This is a genomic window from Tepidicaulis sp. (assembly GCF_965222285.1).
GTDB lineage: Bacteria > Pseudomonadota > Alphaproteobacteria > Parvibaculales > Parvibaculaceae > Tepidicaulis.
The window spans coordinates 666,779-683,541 of the sequence record NZ_OZ244942.1; the positions used below are offsets into that span (position 1 = coordinate 666,779).

Consider the following 16,763-nt stretch of genomic DNA (forward strand, 5'->3'; position numbering starts at 1 on the left):
GATATGACCGAGCCGCTCTGGCGCCCCTCGGCAAAGGCCGTCGCCGATGCCAATCTGACTGCTTTCATGAAGAAGGCTCATGCCCGCTTCGGCGCCCCCCAGGAAGGCCGGAAGGAAGGCTATGAGGCGTTCCATGCCTGGTCCGTGGCCGAGCCCGAAGCCTTTTGGGAGCTTGTTTGGGACGAATGCGGCATTATCGGCGAGAAGGGCGATAAGGTTCTTGTGGACGGCGGCAAGATGCCGGGCGCGAAATTCTTCCCCGAGGCCCGGCTCAACTTCGCCGAAAACCTCCTGCGCCTGAAAGATGAGAGCCCCGCGCTCCACTTCAATCAGGAAGGGGCGCGCGGGCGCAGCTGGAACTGGCGGGAACTTCACGATGAAGTTTCCAGAATGGCCCAGGCTTTCCGCGCCTTCGGCCTTGCGCCCGGCGACCGCGTGGCGGCTTTTATGCCGAACATGCCCGAGACGGTAATTGCGATGCTTGCCGCCGCCAGCATCGGCGCCATCTGGTCTTCTTGCTCACCCGATTTCGGCGTGAAGGGCGTGCTCGACCGGTTCGGCCAGATCGAGCCCAAGCTTCTCATTGCTTGTGACGGCTACTGCTATAATGGTAAGGAACTGCCCTGCGGCGACAAGCTGGCCGAGATCGTAGCGGCGCTGCCGACGCTTGAAAAATGCATCACCGTGCCGCTTATCGGCGCAGATGTAAGCGCGGTGAAAAACCAGATCTCCTGGGAAGAGGCGGCGGCGCCTTATGAAGCCGGTAAGATCGCCTTCGAGCCGCTGCCTTTCGCCCATCCCCTTTACATCATGTTTTCGAGCGGCACGACAGGCGCGCCCAAATGCATCGTCCATTCGGCAGGCGGCACGCTTCTCCAGCATTTGAAAGAGCACCGGCTGCACTGCGACATCAAGCCGGGCGAGACGCTTTTCTACTTCACCACCTGCGGCTGGATGATGTGGAACTGGCTCGTCTCGGGCCTTGCCGCCGGGGCAACGCTCGCGCTTTATGACGGCTCGCCTTTTTACCCTTCGGGCAATGTGCTTTTCGATTATGCCGATGCGCTCCGCGTCAATGTCTTCGGCGCGTCGGCAAAGTTTATCGATGCCTTGAAGAACGATCATTTCCGCCCCGCGGAAACTCATGATCTCGGCGCCATGCGTATGATCCTTTCCACCGGCTCGCCGCTCGTGCCGGAAGGGTTCGATTATGTTTATGACGCAGTGAAGAAAGATGTGGCGCTGTGCTCGATTTCGGGCGGCACGGACATCGTCTCCTGCTTCGTGCTCGGCAATCCCATCGGCCCCGTCTATCGCGGCCAGATCCAGGCGAAAGGCCTCGGCATGGCGGTGGAGGTTTGGGACGAAGAGGGCAAGCCCCTTTCGAGCGGTAAAGGCGAGCTTGTCTGCACCAAGCCCTTCCCTTCCATGCCCATCGGCTTCTGGAACGATGAGGAGGGCAAGAAATACCGCGCGGCCTATTTCGAGCGTTTCGAGAATGTCTGGTGCCACGGCGACTTTGCCGAACCGACGGCTGAAGGCGGCATGATCATCCATGGCCGCTCCGATGCGACGCTCAATCCGGGCGGGGTGCGCATCGGCACCGCGGAAATCTACGCGCAGGTCGAGCAGCTTGAAGAAGTGATGGAAAGCGTCGCCATCGGTCAGGATAGGGACGGCGATGTGCGCGTCGTGCTGTTCGTCGTGCTGCGGGCCGGCGAAGAGCTGACGGATGATTTGATCAAGCGCATCAAGACGAAGATTCGCACCGGTGCCTCGCCGCGCCATGTGCCGGCCAAGGTAATTGCCGTGGCCGATATTCCGCGCACGAAATCGGGCAAGATCACCGAGCTTGCCGTGCGCGATGTGGTGCATGGCCGCGCCATCAAGAACAAGGAAGCGCTGGCCAATCCCGAAGCGCTGAAACTTTTCGAGAATATCGCCGAGCTTCAGGCTTAACCTAAAAGCACCTGGGTGCTGGGGAAGGTGATGATGATTTCCGTTCCCTCGCCCGGGACGGAAGAAATGGCGAAGCTTGCGTGGTTCGCCTCGCAAAGCGCGCGGGAAAGCGGCAGGCCGAGCCCGGTGCCGCCGCTGCGTGCCGCGCCAAGGCGGCCTTGCCCGTAAGGCTCCATTGCCCGGCGCAAATCGGCCTCGTCCATGCCGACGCCCGTATCCTTGACGGTGATGAGAAGGTTGCCGGCCTCGTCCGTTTCCGCGCTCAGGCTCACCTGGCCGCCCTCGGGCGTGAATTTCACTGCATTCGAAAGCAGGTTCAAAATCACCTGGCGCAGTGAGCGGCGGTCGGCAACGACGGGGGGCAGGTCTTCCTGCGCATCGGAGCGGACAATGACATTCTGTTCATTGGCGGCAGGCCGGATAAGCTCCAGGCAGTCTTCCAGAAGCGGCAGCAATTCCACCTGCTCGAAATTCGGCGTGAAACCGCCGGCCTCGACTTTCGACAGGTCGAGGAAATCGTTGATCAGGCTAAGCAGATATTGTCCGCTCTTGTGGATATTGGCGATATAGCCTTTGTATTTCTCGTTCTCCACCGGCCCGAAGCGTTCATCGCGCATGATCTCGGAAAAGCCGAGAATGGCGTTCAGCGGTGTGCGCAGCTCATGCGCGATATTCGCGGTAACGTCCGATTTGCGCTTCAGCGCGCTTTGCGCCTGGGCGAGGGAGGAGCGCATGGTTTCCGCCCGGCTGAGCTCTTCGCTCGAGGTTTTAAAAAAAACCGCAAGCGGACGCGGCGCACCTTCCGCTGCCCGGTCGAAAAGGAAGAGCCGCAAGGGCTGATCCGTGCCGGTGCGCGTGCGCGCGGCGGGCAGCAGAACCGAAAGGCCGGTATCGTCTTTTTCAGGCGCAAGCTTTGCTTCGGCATGCAGCGCGGCAAGCTCGCCCTCGATGGTGGTTCTATCCTGCGCGCTGAAACTCTCGCAGACGGGCATGCCGTGCAGCGGAATATTGAAAATCTGCCGCGCATAGGCATTGGCGCCTGTTACCGTGCCTTTGGCATCAAGCAGCAACACGCCGAACTTCAATGTTTCGAAAAGCGCAATGTCTTCGCTGAGCGCGGGCGGGGCTTTCCTCTGCGGCGGCGCGGTGCGCTTGCCGATTCCTGCCCAGCCCGTTTGCCGTCCCTCGCGCGTGCGCAAAGGCACGGCGGACAAAGAAAGATAGAGCGCGTCTTTGTTTTCTGCGCAGTCCCCCTTGGTCCAGGCAAGCTCGATGTCCCGCCAGGGGCTGCCGCCGGAAAGCGCCTGGCGCAGGGCCGGGGGAAGCTCCACATTCTCGCGTAGCGCCAGTTCCTCGAAAGAGAGACCTTCAAGCGTTTCGGCTTTCACCCCGGTCAGGGCCTCGAACCCTTCGGACATGGCGGTAAAGCGCATTGCCCCGTCGCGGTAAGCCATGCGCCATTGAAAGTCGGAGACGGCATCGAGTAATGCCTGGAGCTCGGCTTTCTCGCCCGCCGCCGTTTCAAGCGCGGCATTGCGCATGGCCGCATCGCGCCAAAGGGCGACCACGGCGCTTGCTCCGGTTTCCGGGTCCTCGACTTTGCGCAAAGTAAGGCGGCAGAGAAAAGGCGCAGCGCCTTTCGTCTCACTTGTCTTTACCTCGACAAGCCGGCTCGCCGTGCCGGAGCGGGCGGCTTTACCGAGCAGGACCTCGGCAAGATTGCTGTCGCCGAGAAGGGCGGCAAGCGAGCTATGGGCGGTGCTGCGCCCGAGCAGCCGGTCGGCTTTCGGGTTTTGATAAAGAAGCTGGCCTTCAAGATCGAAAAGCGAGAGGGCAAGCGGAGCTTGTTCCACCATCTGCCCGAACCGCGTGAAGCGGCCCGTCTCGGTGCTCGCTTCTTCGGCAAGCTCGGCAAGAATGCCGGGCTGGCCGTCATCCAGCATCAAAAGGCGGCAGCGCAAGGTCACGGGCCGGCGCCCATCCAAAAGGTCGAGCGTGACGGGATAAAGCCCGGTCTCATTCGGGCCCGATTGCTGAATGTCGGAAAAGAGCGCGGCCATGGGGTCGGCGGGATCGAACTCATGCTCGATCAGATCGAGCAGCGTTTCTTCCTGCCAGAAGGAAAGCGCCGCGCCATTGCCCCAGGAAATGCGTTGGCGGTGCAGGTCCCACAGCCAAACGGGATGGTTTGCCTCTTGCAAGACATCAAGGCCGGGCACAGCGTCGTCGGCATTCAGTGCCCCGTTGCCACCATATTCCACGTCCACGCCTCTTTCCCATCAGGCCCTTAGGGCCGGCTCATATGCGCGAAAACCCTCTTTCTGCCCGGTACCCTCCGCATACGGACGCCTCTTCTTTGGGCGCGTATGGGAGTTCTGCCTGCACATAATGCGCATGGCGCCCTGACAGAAGAGGGATTACTCTAAGTTTACCGCGCTACACGCCAAACGGCCAGCAATGAGCGTGTTTTCAAACAAATGAGAGCGAAAGATGGTTAACGGCGCGGGGGTTTGCCGCCCTTGTTCTTGCCTTTACCCGCCATGCCTTGCGCTTCTTCCGCAGCAGAAACGATTTCCTCGGCAATCTCGCGCGCTTCGTCCGGTGTGAAATCCATCGGCAGATCGAAGTTCTCGCCGCGCACATAAAGGCGCACCATACCGAGCGAGGTCGGGCCGATCTGTATCTCGCCTTCCATAGCGGTTTCGCGGTTGATGCCGTTATTCTTGCTCATAGCACTCGTCCTTGGGGCCGGCCCCGGCTTATGCAGCCGTTAGCAGTTTGCCGCGCTGGCCGGCTTGCGGCACGGGTTTTTCTTCGAGCCAGGCCTTGATCATGGCGTTGACGGTCTCGGGCGCTTCCTGCTGCACCCAGTGCGAGACTTCCGGCAAGTAGCGGATTGTAAGATCGCTGACAAGTTCTTCGGTGCCGTAAGTCAGTTCCTTGCCGAGTGCGCTGTCTTCCTCGCCCCAGATCATCAGGGTAGGAATATCGAGTTTCGGCGGCTCCGCCCAGACATGCTGATAGGGGTTGTGGCGGAAATTGGCGCGGTAATAATTGATCATGGCGCGCATCGCCCCGGGCAGGAGAGCGTTTTCCCGGTAATGCGCCAGCACCTCGTCCGGAAAGCGGCTCTTGTCGACGGCCATATTGTAAAAGGCCTTGCCGATGGCATCGCCGCCGCGCGCCTTGAACAGCATTTCCGGCACGCCGGGGATCTGGAAGAAGAAGACATACCAGGAGCGTTTGAGCTGCGCGAGCGTGCGCCCGTTCTTCAAGAAGAGATGCGGGTGGGGCAAGTTCATCACGATGAAACGCTCGATGGGGCGCGGCGCGGTCAGCGCATAGGTCCAGCCGATCACGCCGCCCCAGTCATGCGCCATCAGCGTGACGGGGCCCTTGTGCCCGCGCGCGGCTGCCGCATCGATAAGCCCGCTTACATCGTCAAGAAGATGATCGAGCCGGTAATCGGCAACTTTGCCTGGGCGGCTCGAATGGCCGTAGCCGCGCAAATTGGGCGCCCAGACCGTGTAGCCAAGCTCGGCCAGCAGCGGCAATTGAAAGCGCCAGGAATGTTTGCTTTCCGGAAAGCCGTGCAGCAGCAGCGCGAATTTCTCACCGCTCCCGCACATATCCACCTCGAAGCGCAGCCCGTTGGCATCGATGAAAGCCGTTTCGATTGGCGCGGTCATGGGGGCGTCTCTCCTCTTTTGGCATCCGCCGGTCTCAGCCGGTTTTATATGGCGGGCGGGCCCTGCCGGGTCAACGCAGGTAGCGGCCTGACAGGGGTTTTTCTTTCCGCTAGATTGGTCCCCACTTTAGGGATGGGGAGGCTCCGCGCAAAGGGGCCAATGACAGAACGATTTTAGAGTGGGGGATTTATGACAACCTTTGCGCATGAACATTGGTCTTCGCGCTTTGCCTTTTTGATGGCCGCCATCGGCAGCGCCGTGGGCCTTGGCAATATCTGGCGCTTCCCCTTCATTGCGGGCGAGAATGGCGGCGCGGCCTTCGTCATTATCTATATGATGACGACGCTCGGCATCGCGCTTCCCATTCTGATCGCCGAAATTCTGATCGGGCGCATGGGCGGGCAAAGCCCCATCGGCTCCATGGTCCGCCTTGCTCGCGCACACAAGAAAGCGCGGCTCTGGGCCGTCATCGGCTGGGGCGGTACGATCGGCGCGTTTGTCGTCCTCTCATATTATTCGGTCATCGGCGGCTGGGCGCTGAAATACACGACGCTTGCCGTCTCCAATGCTTTTGCCGGCGTCGACGGGGAAGGCTCGGGCGCGCTCTTTGCCGATTTCACCGCCTCGCCCCTGACGCTCTTCTTCTGGCATACGCTTTTCATGGGCATCAATATCGTCATCGTCATTGGCGGCCTGCATAAAGGCATCGAGCGGGCGGTGACGACGCTCATGCCGCTACTCTTCCTCCTGTTGCTCGGCATGGTGGTTTATGCCGCCCAGACGCCCGGCTTCGATCAGGCGCTCGGCTTTCTCTTTAAGGCCGATTTTTCCAAAGTCACGGCCATGACGTTCCTCACCGCCGTGGGGCAGGGCTTCTTCTCCGTTTCCGTCGCTCTTGGCGCGATGATGACTTATGGGGCCTATCTCGATCAGTCGATTTCCATCCCTCGCTCCGCCTTCATTATCGCGCTCGCCGATACGGGCGTTGCGCTCTTGGCGGGGCTTGCGATCTTTCCGCTGGTCTTTACCTATGCGCTCGCGCCAGGCGCCGGGCCCGGCCTTGTCTTCGTGACGGTGCCCATCGCTTTCGGGCAGATGGACAACGGCGTCCTGGTGGGCACCGCTTTCTTCGTGCTTCTCTCGGTTGCCGCCATCACCTCGGCCATTTCGCTTTTGGAGCCGGCGGTTTCCTGGGCGGAGGAGAAATTTTCCGGCGGCCGGCGCACGGCAACGCTGGTGGTCGGCGGAGCCTGCTGGTTGCTCGGGCTTGCCTCGGTCCTCTCCTTCAACGATTGGTCGGAATTCTATCCGTTGGCGAGCCTTGGTTTTCTGGATGGCAAGACCGTTTTCGATATATTCGATTTCACGGTCACGAGCTGGGTGCAGCCGACGGTCGGCATTCTGATGGCGCTTTTTGCCGGCTGGGCGCTCTCGCGCGAGGAGGTAATGGCGGCGCTGGGCGTCACCCGCGCAGGCGCACTTTGGTTCCGCCTCTGGCTCTTCGCCATCCGCATCCTTTGCCCGCTTGCAATCCTGCTGGTTTTCGCCTCTGCCGTCTGGCCGGATTTCGTGGCCTCCATGGTCCAGCCTGCGGGCTAACCCGGGCGCCCCGGTCCGGGCGATAAAGCGCGATATTTGGCGCGGGAAAGCGCAATCAGCCCCTTGCTTTGGCGGGGGAGGCGAATTATGGTCCGCCCGACCGGCGCAAGGGGGCCTGCCCCTCTGCCGTTTGGCGGATTTTGCCGGTTTTCCTATGGTGTGCAGCCGTAGCTCAGTAGGTTAGAGCGCCTGATTGTGGATCAGGAGGTCCCCCGTTCGAGCCGGGGCGGCTGTACCATTTTTCCCGCTTGCATTTAAGTCTGACGCGCCGGCGCGTCCTGCGGCGCTATGGCGCGGCATAGACATTGAATTAACCATCTCTTTTCCCGGCTTTTTAACCGGCAGAGCCCCAGCATAAAGAAGCGCCGCAAGAGGCTTCGGCCGAGGCGCTGCGTATATTTGCCGGGAGTAAGTTCAAGTGAACGAGTTTGCAAAGGTCGAGCGTCAGGAAGGCACGAACAGTGCGCCGGAAAGCCTGCATCCTTTTTCCGGCACGGCGCCCCGCTTTTTCGTTTTCGGGCCGGCACCCCACGGCTTTGACAGGGAGCAATTACAAGCCTCCCTCCATGCGCCATACGACGCTATTATTCTGAACCGGCCTGTCGGTGCTGCGGAGTTCGAGGATGCTGTGGCTGCCGCCGCCGACCCCGCGCTGCCTGTGGCGGACCTGGCAGGCAACACCCACCTGCGCCGGGATTTTACCGGCGATGCGCTTGATCCGGGCTGCCCTGACGCTGTCCTCAAGCATTTCTCGCCGATCTGGAAGCGTCTTGCGGCCTTTCCCTACCGCTCGCCGGATATGGGGGCGGAGGAAATGCTCATCCTGCGCCTTGCTTATTCGCGCGCGGCGCCCATTTCCGCGGTGCTCGATCCGGCCGCACGCGGTCTTGTGCGCTATCCTCTCCTGGGCGCGCGGGCGGACTTGCGCGGTGAGCTGGAAAACCTTGCCGAATACGGCCTGCTCCGCCGCAGTCATTTCATGCGCACCCATGGCTGCCGTAAATGCGACAGCGCCCGCCTTCATGCTTATGAAGCTTGTCCTTCCTGCGGGAGCAGTGATTTGCAGGATGAGGCAATCGTGCACCATTACCGCTGCGGTGGGCAGGAAGCTGAATCCCATTTCACGAGCGGGCACCGGCTAATCTGCCCGAAGTGCCATGAAGAGCTGCGTCATTACGGCGTGGATTATGACAAGCCCGGTCATGTCGTTTCCTGCCGGGCGTGCGGCGCGGCCAATAGCGAGCCGGACCCCGCCTTTATCTGTCTCGACTGCGCGGCGGTTACCGCCAGCGGCGATCTCAGCCAGAAGGACTGGTATCACTACGATCTGACGGAAGAGGGGCTGCAGGCGCTGCAAACTAACCATTTGCCGCTGCTCGACATTGCCGCTTATGTGAACGGGCGTTCCCGCGTCTTCTCGCTGCGCGACTTTCTGCTGCTGGTGAGCGAAGGCATGCGCATCATGCGCCGCTTCGAGCGCCCCTTTGCGCTCGGCCGCATCGCCATTTCCAATCTGGAGGAGCTGCGCGAGACCCGTTCGGTGACCGAAATCAGTCTCGCCTTCCGCCAGGCGGTCGATACGATCTTGGACGGCATGCATGATTGCGATTTCGTCGGAGCGGATGGCGCTGCCGCGATCCTGATCGGTTTTCCGGAAACCACCGCCGCCCAGGCCGAGATCGCGCTGGCCCGCTTGCGCGCCAAGGTGGCCGAGGCGGTGCCGCTGTCATTCGCCATCGAAACGAGCGCCGATGAAGGCGAGAATATTCTGGATTTCCTCGTCCGGAAGGAAAATGAGCTTGCCGATGAGTAACGCGTTTTCCTTCATAAGCTCGCTCGATGCGCTCAGCCTGATCGAGCTCTTCTGGTTCGCGGTGCTTTTCGAAGTGCCGCGTTACGGGCTCGGCGCGCTGGTCATCATTCTTGCGGGCACAGGCGCGCGGCGGCAAACCTGCGCGCGGCGCGACGTCTCGCTCAGCATTCTGCTTGCCGGGCATAACGAGGCTGCGAGCCTGCGCCGCTGCATCGAGGCGCTGGGCGAGCAAACACTGGCGCAAGGCAGGAATCCCGATTGGCAGATCGTGGTTGTGGATGACGGCTCGACGGACAATATGAGCGATATCGCCCGCACGTTGCAGAAGGAAGGCCGTGTCGATGAGGTCTTGAAGCTTTCTCAGCGCGGCGGCAAAAGCGCGGCGATCAATCTTGCCTTTTCCGTCTGCACCGGTGACATCATCGTCATTTCCGATATCGATACGACGCTCGACCGGGACGCGTTCGAAAAGCTGATTCCCTATTTTGACGATCCGCGTGTCGGCGCGGTGGGCGGCACGCTGGAAGTGCGCAATGCCGAGGCAAGCCTCGTCACCCGGCATCAGGCCATCGAATACGCGCTCTCGATCGGCCTTGGCCGCCGGCTATCCGATCTTTTCGGCACGCTCTCCATTGTCTCGGGCGCCTTCGGCGCTTTCCGCCGCAGCGCGGTTGAGGCGGTGGGCGGCCAGGATGTGGAGGTGGGCGAGGATGCGGATCTCACCATGAAGCTCCGGCGCGCGGGCTGGCGGGTGAAGTTCGCGCCCGAAGCGCGTGCGCTCACCAATGTGCCTGAAACGATCATCGACCTGATCGCGCAGCGCCTGCGCTGGGACCGGGGACTGATTACCATCTGGTCGCGCAAGTTCCGCGGCGAGCTCAATCCATCTTCGTCCTCCTTCAGATTGTCGAACGTGGTGGCGCTTACCGACATTCTTTTCTTCCAGATTGTGCTGACGCTGGTATTCCCTGCTTATCTTGTTTGGCTTTGGCTCAACCTCGGGACGATGGCGCTGCCTGTCTTCGCGGCGACGCTGATCGGCTATGCGCTGATGGATGGGCTGCTTTTCATGGGCGCGGCCTTTGCCGGCATTGGCGGGGCGGGCCGGCTCATCGCCTATCTGCCTTTCTATTCGCTGATGCAGGTCACGGTGATGCGGGCTGTCCGGCTGTTCTCGATTATCCAGGAACTGGTGTTCCGGTCTTCCTACCGCGACCCTTATGTGCCCGGCCGCGTCATGGACCAGGTGGAGAGAATATGATGAGGCGTTTGAAGCGGCGTAAAGAAGCCGCCCCTTTGGAAAACCAGCCGCGCGCGCGGCGCCAGACGGTCATCAAATGGGTCTATCTGACCAGCATTGCCTTGCTCTTCGTCTGGCTGGCAGACACATTCGTCGGCGATCTCTTCTTCCTGCGCAGCGGCGGCATCGTGATCGGCGAACAGGCGGCGGTGGCAACGGAGTTTCCCGTCACTGTGCGCGATGTGCATGTGCGCACGGGCGATGAGGTGAAAGCGGGCAGTGTGGTCGTTGTTGCTTCTTCGCAGGCCGTGACCGAAAGCATCGCGCGCCTCACCGCTCAGCTTGGTAATTTGGAAGCCCAGCGCGCCGAGCTCTCTGTACGCGGCCAGAGCGTGGAAGCGCTGATCGCCATGGCAAGCGAGCGCAGCGACATTGCCGCCGGCGCGCGCAAGGAAATCGAAAAGCTCTGGAAGCAAGGCTATCTGCCGCTCGATAAACGCACGGCCGCCGCCGAGAGCGAGTTCCGCGGGCGTCAGGATCTCGAAAGTCTTCTCGCCGAACGGCAGATCGTTTCTTCGGAAATGGCAAGTCTCACCGCAGCGCTGTCGGATGCTGAGGCTGCCATCGAGGAACTGAAAGCGCTTTACGATGGCGGCAGATTCCGTGCGCCCATAGACGGGGTCGTCTCCGCCATTGCCCTCCATAAAGGTGCGGTGGCAAATGTCGGCGAGCCGATGGCGCAGATTTACAGCCAGAACCGTTATGTACTGGCCTATGTGCCGACCGGCGCGCTTTATTCCGTTGCCGCCGGTGACAGCGTGCATCTTCTGACCGGTCTTGATAGCTATGAGGGCGTGATCAGCAGCATCGAGCCTTATGCCGCCGCGCTGCCAAGCGAGTTCCAGCGCGCCTTCGCTCCCGTGGAGCGTCAACAGGTCATCCGCATCAGCTTCAGGGAAGGCGAGGCGCCGCCGCCGCTCTTCACCAAGGTCGAAGTGCATGGTGAAACCTGCATCAGGATGATGCTGGGCAATGCCTGGCGGCAGGTCTGGTCGCTTTTCTAGGCGCTCTGAAGCAAGAGCTGCCCGGCCATTCCCTCTCCTTGACGCAGCGTTCCCCTGCGGCGCTTGCGCGCTTGTCCGAAGTGCTTTGGAAAGCTGCCTTTCTCATGCCAAAATCCGCGCCAGGAGTGGAGGAGAGAGCATCATGGACAAACTGAAAACTTATCTTGGCTGGACGGTGGACTTCACGGTACCGGCAGGCGCGCCCGCTTATTGCGAGCCGGATTCGGTGCGCTGGAAAGTTTTCAAAAACCCGGTGACGAGTGTCATTGCAGGTGTCTGTGCCGTGCTTCTGGAATTTGCCGATGACCGTATCCGGTCCGGCGTCTGGGATCATTCGGTTTTTCCGACCGACCCTATCGGGCGCGGCCAGCGCACGGGCACGGCGGCCATGGTCGGCATCTATGGGCCTCAGGCCGCCGCCCAGCGCGTTATCCGCGGTATCACCAACATGCATGCCAAGGTGGAAGGGACGACGCCGAACGGGCGCGCCTATAAGGCCCTCGATACGGAGCTTTTGAACTGGGTCAGTGCCACGGCGACCTATGGCTGGTTCACCGCTTATGACCGTTTCGCCAAGAAACTGAGCAAGGAAGACGAGCGGCGCTTTTTCTCCGAAGGCGAGGAAGTCTCAAAGCTCTATGGCGTCACGTATTCGCCCAAGAGCCTCGATGATTTTTACGCGATGATGGCGCATCTGGAAGGCGACTTCGAAGCCCATCCCATCAATGGCGAGTTTCTGGACATCATGCGCTCGGGCCGGGCGGCGCGCGGCTTGCCGGTCTGGATTCAGCGGGCGCTTGCCCATGCCGCCATCGACATTCTGCCGCCCTCGGTGCGCCGGGTGCTCGGGCTCGGCAAGGAATACGATCTCACCTTCTTCGAGCGTGCGGCGGTGAAAGCGGCGGCTTGGGCGGCGGAAACCGTTCCAGCAAAAAACAGCCCGCCGGCGGAAGCTTGCGAGCGGCTCGGCCTGCCGCGCGATTTTCTCTGGAAATCCGAGGCGGCGCAGGCCCGGCTCTTAAAGGACTGGCGCGCGGCCCAGGCACCGACCGGTGAAACGGCGGCGGCGGTGAGCTGAAGACTAGCGCCCGCCAGCCGCGGCAATGGCGATTTCCGTATCGCGCACCAGCTCGTCCGCTAGTTCTTTGACGGAAATCTTGTGGATTTTAGGCGGGAGAATGCCTTCTTCCGCCAGCATGACGATGCCGTGCAGCGAGGTCCAGAATTTCAGGGCAAAGCGGCGGCGCGCCATTTCATCGAGCGCCGGATCGATGGCGGCGAGAATGAGATCGAAGCCTTCATCCGCCGCCCGGTAAAGCTCGCTCGTCGCCGGTGAGCGCCCCAGAATATGCGAGGCATACATTAGCCGGTAAAGCGCTTTGCGCGTCAGTCCGAGCTCGAGATATGTATGGGCGATGAGCGCAAGCGGACTCTTTTTCGTGCGCCGGCGCAGTTTCTGGCGCAGCTCTTCTCCCGTCTCACGGAAGGCCTTGGTGGCAACCGCCGCCAGCAATTCTTCCCGGTCTTTGAAATGCCGGTAGGGCGCGGCTTGCGAAACACCGAGCCTTTTGGCAAGCGCGCTGAAGGTGACGGCGTCCACCCCCTCGCGCTCCGTCATCGCAAATCCCGCCTCGACCAGTGCCTCCCGTAAGTCGCCATGGTGATAGCGATGAGGTTTTTTCCGGGCTGGGGTGCTGCTTTGGGGCATGGTGCGGTTCGCTGTGACGGGCGGGATCAGTTTTCAATGTAAAGGCTTACAACATTCGCCTTGACCTGGAAACGCTCTCGTGAAATGTAATAGATTATAACATGAGGAGGAGCGTTATGAGCCGGTTCTTCGGGCCCGTTCGCCAGAACGGATATGTAGTGCGCGACATCCGCGCGGCCATGGACCATTGGATCAATGTCATGGGTGTCGGTCCCTGGTTCTATGTGGACCGGGTGAAGACGGACTATTTCCGCTACAAGGGACAGGATTCGGCGGTGGAAATGAGCATCGCGCTTGCCAATGCAGGCGACCTGCAGATCGAGCTTATTCAGCAGCGCAATGATGCGCCCTCCATGTACAAGGATTTTTTGGATGCGGGCCTGGAAGGTCTGCAGCATGTCGCTTTCTGGAGCACGTCTTATCAGGCGCTTTATGAGGACTGCCGCGCGCGCGGCCTGAAAGTCGGCCATGAAGGGCAGATCGGCGGGCCGCAGGGGCGCTTTTGTTATTTTGAAAACACCGGCCATCCCGGCGCAGTAATTGAGATTTCCGACATTAGCGGTGCCAAGGGCGCTTTCTTTGAACATATCCGCAAAGCGGCAGTGGATTGGGACGGCACGGATCCCATCCGCACGGTTGGGTGACAAATGGGGAATAAACGATGAGCGATCTTGCCGAGCGGCGCCTTCAAACGGTGCGCGATCATATGGCGCTGGAATGCGTGGCCGACTGGGACGGCGTCATCGCCACCTTCGCGCATCCGCGCTATGAAATGTATGGCTCCGGCGTGGTCTTCGATGGCGAGGAAGAAGTGCGCCATTACTTCGCCGCCTCGCGCACGCCCTTTCCCGATCAGTCGAATGAGATCATCGCGCTTGCCCATGGGGGCGATACGGTGCTTGTCGAGTTCTGGCTGATGGGCACGCATCTCGGCCCGCTCAAACTGCCGGGAGGAACCGCCCAGCCGACGGGCAAGACCTTCCGTGTGCGCATGGCCGCGTCGTTCGAGTTTGCGCCGGGCAGCGACAAGATCATCTGCGAGCGGCCCTATTTCGATCAGCTCGCCGTGCCGCGCGCGCTCGGCCTCATGTAGTGCACCCTCAAGGACCGTGCGGCGGGGCGAAATAAGCATCGAGCCAATGGACAAGGTCCCAGAGCGGCTCCTGCAAGAAAAACGCGATCATCAATCCGATGAGGACCCAGAGCGCCACGCCGCCGGCAATCCCTGCAAAGCCCGAAGGCCGGCTCTCCGCGAGCCGGTAGAGCAGAAAGAGGGTGAGCCCCATGGCGATCACCCCGAAAAGCTCTTCTTCCACCGGCAAGCCGATCCACTCGGCGCCGAGCGCCCCGGCGACCAGCGCGAGGAAGAGAAGCGGCAGCGCCAAAAAGCAAAGCGCGGTATCTTTCATGAATGTGCTCATAGGTCCCCCGTCCGGCACTGTGCGGCGCTTATTTTAGCCGCCAGGCGGGGGCGGCCTACCTGCACACATGTCCTAGCGGCAGGGGGGGAGCGGCTTCAGGGTCTGTGCAAAATGCAACGAAAAATCCGCAGGGTCCCGCCGGTCCGGTCCCTCGCAGGCTTTGTTAACTTCCTATTAACCCTCCACTCCTTAGCCTTGGTAAACGCGGTGTTTTGATCGGCGCGGGCCATGTGTTATTCTCACGGCCTGCCCGCTTAAGGCGCGGCGGTTCCACGCGCTGCTTTAAATTTTGTGGAAACGTGAAAATTCGAGGGTCTCCGGGAACCAGAGGACGCATTCAGCGTTTGATTTGGGATTGAGTAACCCGGGTATTCAAAGACATCTCTTCTGCATCGGCAGAAGGGTCACGTGAGTTACCCCATGGAGTGGTCATCATGACACTGACTTCCACTAGGGGGGCAAAGACAGGGGGCGTATTGATCGTCGGGGATGATTCCTCGGTTTTCGGTACATTGACGGCCTGGCTCGATAGCCAGGATATTTCTTCACAAACGGTTGGCTGGAACGGTTTGCAAGGCCGCCAGATGCTGGCACAGGCCTATGACCTGATCCTTGTGGATATGCGCACGCCTACGCCCGATTGGCTGATGCGGCTCGGGCGTGTCGAACCTGAAGCCACGGTTCTGATGGTGAATTGCGAAACCGATCAGGTCTCGACCGGCGGCCATCCGCCCGAGGCATTTCAATATGTGGCCATGCCGTGCAGCCGGGCGCGCTTTCTTTCCGTCATGGAGCATTCGTTGCAACTCCGGCGCATTGCGCAGGAGATGAACGAAGCGCAAGTCTGTCTGGACGGGCGCCCGCTTTGGGAGCTCGAGCGCGAGGTGGTGGAAAAGACCATCCGCCAATGCTCCGGTTCCATTCCCTCTGCGGCGCGGCGTTTGGGGGTCAGTCCTTCGACGCTCTACCGCAAGCGGGAATCCTGGGCGCGCAAGCTGCGCCCGCAGCGCAAAGTGGCTTACTGAAGCCAGCCGGAAAGCGCGACACCGATAAAGGTGGCAATGGCATAGCCCAGAACGCCCAGCATAACGGCGGGTGTTACCAGGGCATGCCAGCGCTGGCCGGCGGCTTGCGCCGCTGCCGTTGCCGGGCCAAGCGCCACGGCATTGGAAACGAGCATGGCTTCGGCCAGATCGATCTTGAAAAGCTTGGCGGCGGCAAGCACGACCGCCAGATGCACGCTTGCCATAATGCCCACAAAGGCAAAGACGGGCAGCGCGGTTTCGATCATCAAAACCACATTGGCACCTGCGCCCATCACCCCGAAAAACACATACATGAAGAACATGCCGAGATCGAAATCGCCGTGCAGCTTTTCGATCTGCCGGGGAAAGAGATTGGCAACGGCAAGCGCATAAAGCGTCAAAAAGAGCACGCCGTAGCGGGAGAAATCCGCAAGCCAGCCGATTCCGGCGGCCGCGCCCCAGCCGCCGACAAGAGCTGCCGTCTCATAACCTAGAAAACAGCAGACTGCTGAAATGGCAAGCAGCAGCGCAAGCTTACTCACCTGTATGGGCGGAAGGGCGCCTTTGCGTTCAGCCTCTTCTTCCGCGCTTTCTTCGGCTGCTGCCGCCTCGACGATGGGCGAGGGGATGAAACGGCGGATCGCGGCCCGGCCTGGAATGAGCACGAGCAACACCAGAAAAAGCGTGCCGCCCACATTGTCCGCCGCCGCCATGGCCGAAAGCAGCGTGCCGTCCTCCATGCCGAGCGCCTGGCTGGTCGCGGCGAAGTTCATCGAGCCGCCGATCCAGCTTGCCCCGATGGTGGAGACGATATTGGCCGAGGAGGGGCCGAGATCGACCAGCGCATGGCCGGCAAGAACGCCTGCGACCGTGCCGAGCGCAGCAATAACGAAGGTCAGCAGCATCGGGCCGGCAACGGGAAAAAGCTCGCGTAAGTTAGCGCGCATCAGCAGGAGCGGAATGGCGAGCGAGACCGCATAGGTCCAGACCGCATCATAGAAAGGCGCGGAAAACGGCACGATGCGCAGGTTGGAAAGAACGATCCCGGCCAGAATGACGAGAATGACGCCGGAGAGAAACTTCCCGAGCCTTGTGTGTTCGGACCAGAAGCCGAATGCGGCGAGCGCCACAAAGACCATGATGAGGCCGAAAATGTTTTCTGCGCCGATGAGCGGCATAGGCTCCCTCCCCGAATCTTTCCCGCGATCCGGTTAATCTGGAAGGAGAGCCCCTCACCTGCAAGGC

15 protein-coding genes and 1 tRNA gene are annotated in these 16,763 nt (G+C 61.0%); 10 read left to right on the forward strand and 6 right to left on the reverse strand.

From position 1 onward, the window contains the following. Positions 1 to 3 precede the first annotated feature (3 nt). Positions 4 to 1,959 carry an acetoacetate--CoA ligase gene (locus ACOQOT_RS03150; RefSeq protein ID WP_420560926.1) on the forward strand — a complete coding sequence of 652 codons (1,956 nt, stop codon included), beginning with the start codon at positions 4 to 6 and terminating at the stop codon, positions 1,957 to 1,959. On the opposite strand, the gene ACOQOT_RS03155 is transcribed toward ACOQOT_RS03150, so the two are convergent. The 3 genes from ACOQOT_RS03155 to ACOQOT_RS03165 form a co-directional block, all read right to left on the reverse strand. After that, entirely contained in the window at positions 1,956 to 4,226 is a 2,271-nt protein-coding gene (locus ACOQOT_RS03155) for an ATP-binding protein (protein ID WP_420560927.1), read from the reverse strand. The genes ACOQOT_RS03150 and ACOQOT_RS03155 overlap by 4 nt on opposite strands. 227 nt (positions 4,227 to 4,453) lie before the next feature. Continuing rightward, positions 4,454 to 4,690, reverse strand: coding sequence for a DUF6324 family protein (locus tag ACOQOT_RS03160; RefSeq protein WP_420560928.1), 237 nt, complete (start codon positions 4,688 to 4,690; stop codon positions 4,454 to 4,456). Between the two features lie 28 nt (positions 4,691 to 4,718). Then, positions 4,719 to 5,648 (reverse strand): alpha/beta fold hydrolase, encoded by a 930-nt coding sequence (locus ACOQOT_RS03165; RefSeq protein ID WP_420560929.1) that lies wholly within the window; start codon positions 5,646 to 5,648, stop codon positions 4,719 to 4,721. A gap of 189 nt (positions 5,649 to 5,837) precedes the next feature. On the opposite strand from ACOQOT_RS03165, the gene ACOQOT_RS03170 reads away from it, so the two are divergent. The 6 genes from ACOQOT_RS03170 to ACOQOT_RS03195 all read left to right on the forward strand — a co-directional run bounded on the left by ACOQOT_RS03170 (position 5,838) and on the right by ACOQOT_RS03195 (position 12,442). Then, the gene (locus ACOQOT_RS03170; RefSeq protein WP_420560930.1) at positions 5,838 to 7,247 is read left to right on the forward strand and encodes a sodium-dependent transporter; all 1,410 of its coding nucleotides are present in this window, start codon (positions 5,838 to 5,840) and stop codon (positions 7,245 to 7,247) included. Positions 7,248 to 7,408: 161 nt separating this feature from the next. Continuing rightward, positions 7,409 to 7,485: transfer RNA gene (locus ACOQOT_RS03175), tRNA-His, on the forward strand. Between the two features lie 180 nt (positions 7,486 to 7,665). Next, a complete protein-coding gene (locus ACOQOT_RS03180; protein ID WP_420560931.1) occupies positions 7,666 to 9,060 on the forward strand; it encodes a hypothetical protein in 1,395 nt (464 codons plus the stop codon). Then, the gene (locus ACOQOT_RS03185) at positions 9,053 to 10,321 is read left to right on the forward strand and encodes a glycosyltransferase (protein ID WP_420560932.1); all 1,269 of its coding nucleotides are present in this window, start codon (positions 9,053 to 9,055) and stop codon (positions 10,319 to 10,321) included. Before ACOQOT_RS03180 ends, ACOQOT_RS03185 begins: the two co-directional genes overlap by 8 nt. Then, positions 10,318 to 11,364, forward strand: a complete 1,047-nt coding sequence (locus ACOQOT_RS03190) for an HlyD family secretion protein (protein ID WP_420560933.1) — start codon at positions 10,318 to 10,320, stop codon at positions 11,362 to 11,364. Before ACOQOT_RS03185 ends, ACOQOT_RS03190 begins: the two co-directional genes overlap by 4 nt. Positions 11,365 to 11,506: 142 nt before the next feature. Next, positions 11,507 to 12,442 (forward strand): oxygenase MpaB family protein, encoded by a 936-nt coding sequence (locus ACOQOT_RS03195; protein ID WP_420560934.1) that lies wholly within the window; start codon positions 11,507 to 11,509, stop codon positions 12,440 to 12,442. A gap of 3 nt (positions 12,443 to 12,445) precedes the next feature. Here the strand turns inward: ACOQOT_RS03195 and ACOQOT_RS03200 are convergent, their stop codons facing one another. Then, the gene (locus ACOQOT_RS03200) at positions 12,446 to 12,982 is read right to left on the reverse strand and encodes a TetR/AcrR family transcriptional regulator (protein ID WP_420560935.1); all 537 of its coding nucleotides are present in this window, start codon (positions 12,980 to 12,982) and stop codon (positions 12,446 to 12,448) included. A gap of 206 nt (positions 12,983 to 13,188) precedes the next feature. On the opposite strand from ACOQOT_RS03200, the gene ACOQOT_RS03205 reads away from it, so the two are divergent. Together ACOQOT_RS03205 and ACOQOT_RS03210 are read left to right on the forward strand one after the other, a co-directional pair. Then, positions 13,189 to 13,716 (forward strand): VOC family protein, encoded by a 528-nt coding sequence (locus tag ACOQOT_RS03205; RefSeq protein ID WP_420560936.1) that lies wholly within the window; start codon positions 13,189 to 13,191, stop codon positions 13,714 to 13,716. Between the two features lie 17 nt (positions 13,717 to 13,733). Next, positions 13,734 to 14,165 (forward strand): ester cyclase, encoded by a 432-nt coding sequence (locus ACOQOT_RS03210; RefSeq protein ID WP_420560937.1) that lies wholly within the window; start codon positions 13,734 to 13,736, stop codon positions 14,163 to 14,165. 7 nt (positions 14,166 to 14,172) lie between these two features. Here ACOQOT_RS03210 and ACOQOT_RS03215 read toward each other — a convergent pair whose 3' ends face one another. After that, positions 14,173 to 14,481, reverse strand: a complete 309-nt coding sequence (locus ACOQOT_RS03215; RefSeq protein ID WP_420560938.1) for a hypothetical protein — start codon at positions 14,479 to 14,481, stop codon at positions 14,173 to 14,175. Positions 14,482 to 14,927: 446 nt separating this feature from the next. Here ACOQOT_RS03215 and ACOQOT_RS03220 point away from each other — a divergent pair, with 446 nt between their 5' ends. After that, positions 14,928 to 15,518 carry a helix-turn-helix domain-containing protein gene (locus tag ACOQOT_RS03220; protein WP_420560939.1) on the forward strand — a complete coding sequence of 197 codons (591 nt, stop codon included), beginning with the start codon at positions 14,928 to 14,930 and terminating at the stop codon, positions 15,516 to 15,518. Here ACOQOT_RS03220 and ACOQOT_RS03225 read toward each other — a convergent pair. Next, the gene (locus ACOQOT_RS03225) at positions 15,512 to 16,696 is read right to left on the reverse strand and encodes a DUF819 domain-containing protein (RefSeq protein WP_420560940.1); all 1,185 of its coding nucleotides are present in this window, start codon (positions 16,694 to 16,696) and stop codon (positions 15,512 to 15,514) included. The two genes, ACOQOT_RS03220 and ACOQOT_RS03225, sit on opposite strands and share 7 nt — an antisense overlap. Positions 16,697 to 16,763: the final 67 nt, after the last annotated feature.

Bases quoted from the DNA above. Each gene is read 5' to 3' on its own strand.
- ACOQOT_RS03150 (WP_420560926.1), top strand. From the start codon at position 4: ATGACCGAGCCGCTCTGGCGCCCCTCGGCAAAGGCCGTCGCCGATGCC.
- ACOQOT_RS03205 (WP_420560936.1), top strand. From the start codon at position 13,189: ATGAGCCGGTTCTTCGGGCCCGTTCGCCAGAACGGATATGTAGTGCGC.
- ACOQOT_RS03215 (WP_420560938.1), bottom strand. From the start codon at position 14,481: ATGAAAGATACCGCGCTTTGCTTTTTGGCGCTGCCGCTTCTCTTCCTC.
- ACOQOT_RS03160 (WP_420560928.1), bottom strand. From the start codon at position 4,690: ATGAGCAAGAATAACGGCATCAACCGCGAAACCGCTATGGAAGGCGAG.
- ACOQOT_RS03185 (WP_420560932.1), top strand. From the start codon at position 9,053: ATGAGTAACGCGTTTTCCTTCATAAGCTCGCTCGATGCGCTCAGCCTG.
- ACOQOT_RS03210 (WP_420560937.1), top strand. From the start codon at position 13,734: ATGAGCGATCTTGCCGAGCGGCGCCTTCAAACGGTGCGCGATCATATG.
- ACOQOT_RS03200 (WP_420560935.1), bottom strand. From the start codon at position 12,982: ATGACGGAGCGCGAGGGGGTGGACGCCGTCACCTTCAGCGCGCTTGCC.
- ACOQOT_RS03170 (WP_420560930.1), top strand. From the start codon at position 5,838: ATGACAACCTTTGCGCATGAACATTGGTCTTCGCGCTTTGCCTTTTTG.
- ACOQOT_RS03220 (WP_420560939.1), top strand. From the start codon at position 14,928: ATGACACTGACTTCCACTAGGGGGGCAAAGACAGGGGGCGTATTGATC.
- ACOQOT_RS03225 (WP_420560940.1), bottom strand. From the start codon at position 16,696: ATGCCGCTCATCGGCGCAGAAAACATTTTCGGCCTCATCATGGTCTTT.
- ACOQOT_RS03190 (WP_420560933.1), top strand. From the start codon at position 10,318: ATGATGAGGCGTTTGAAGCGGCGTAAAGAAGCCGCCCCTTTGGAAAAC.
- ACOQOT_RS03195 (WP_420560934.1), top strand. From the start codon at position 11,507: ATGGACAAACTGAAAACTTATCTTGGCTGGACGGTGGACTTCACGGTA.
- ACOQOT_RS03165 (WP_420560929.1), bottom strand. From the start codon at position 5,648: ATGACCGCGCCAATCGAAACGGCTTTCATCGATGCCAACGGGCTGCGC.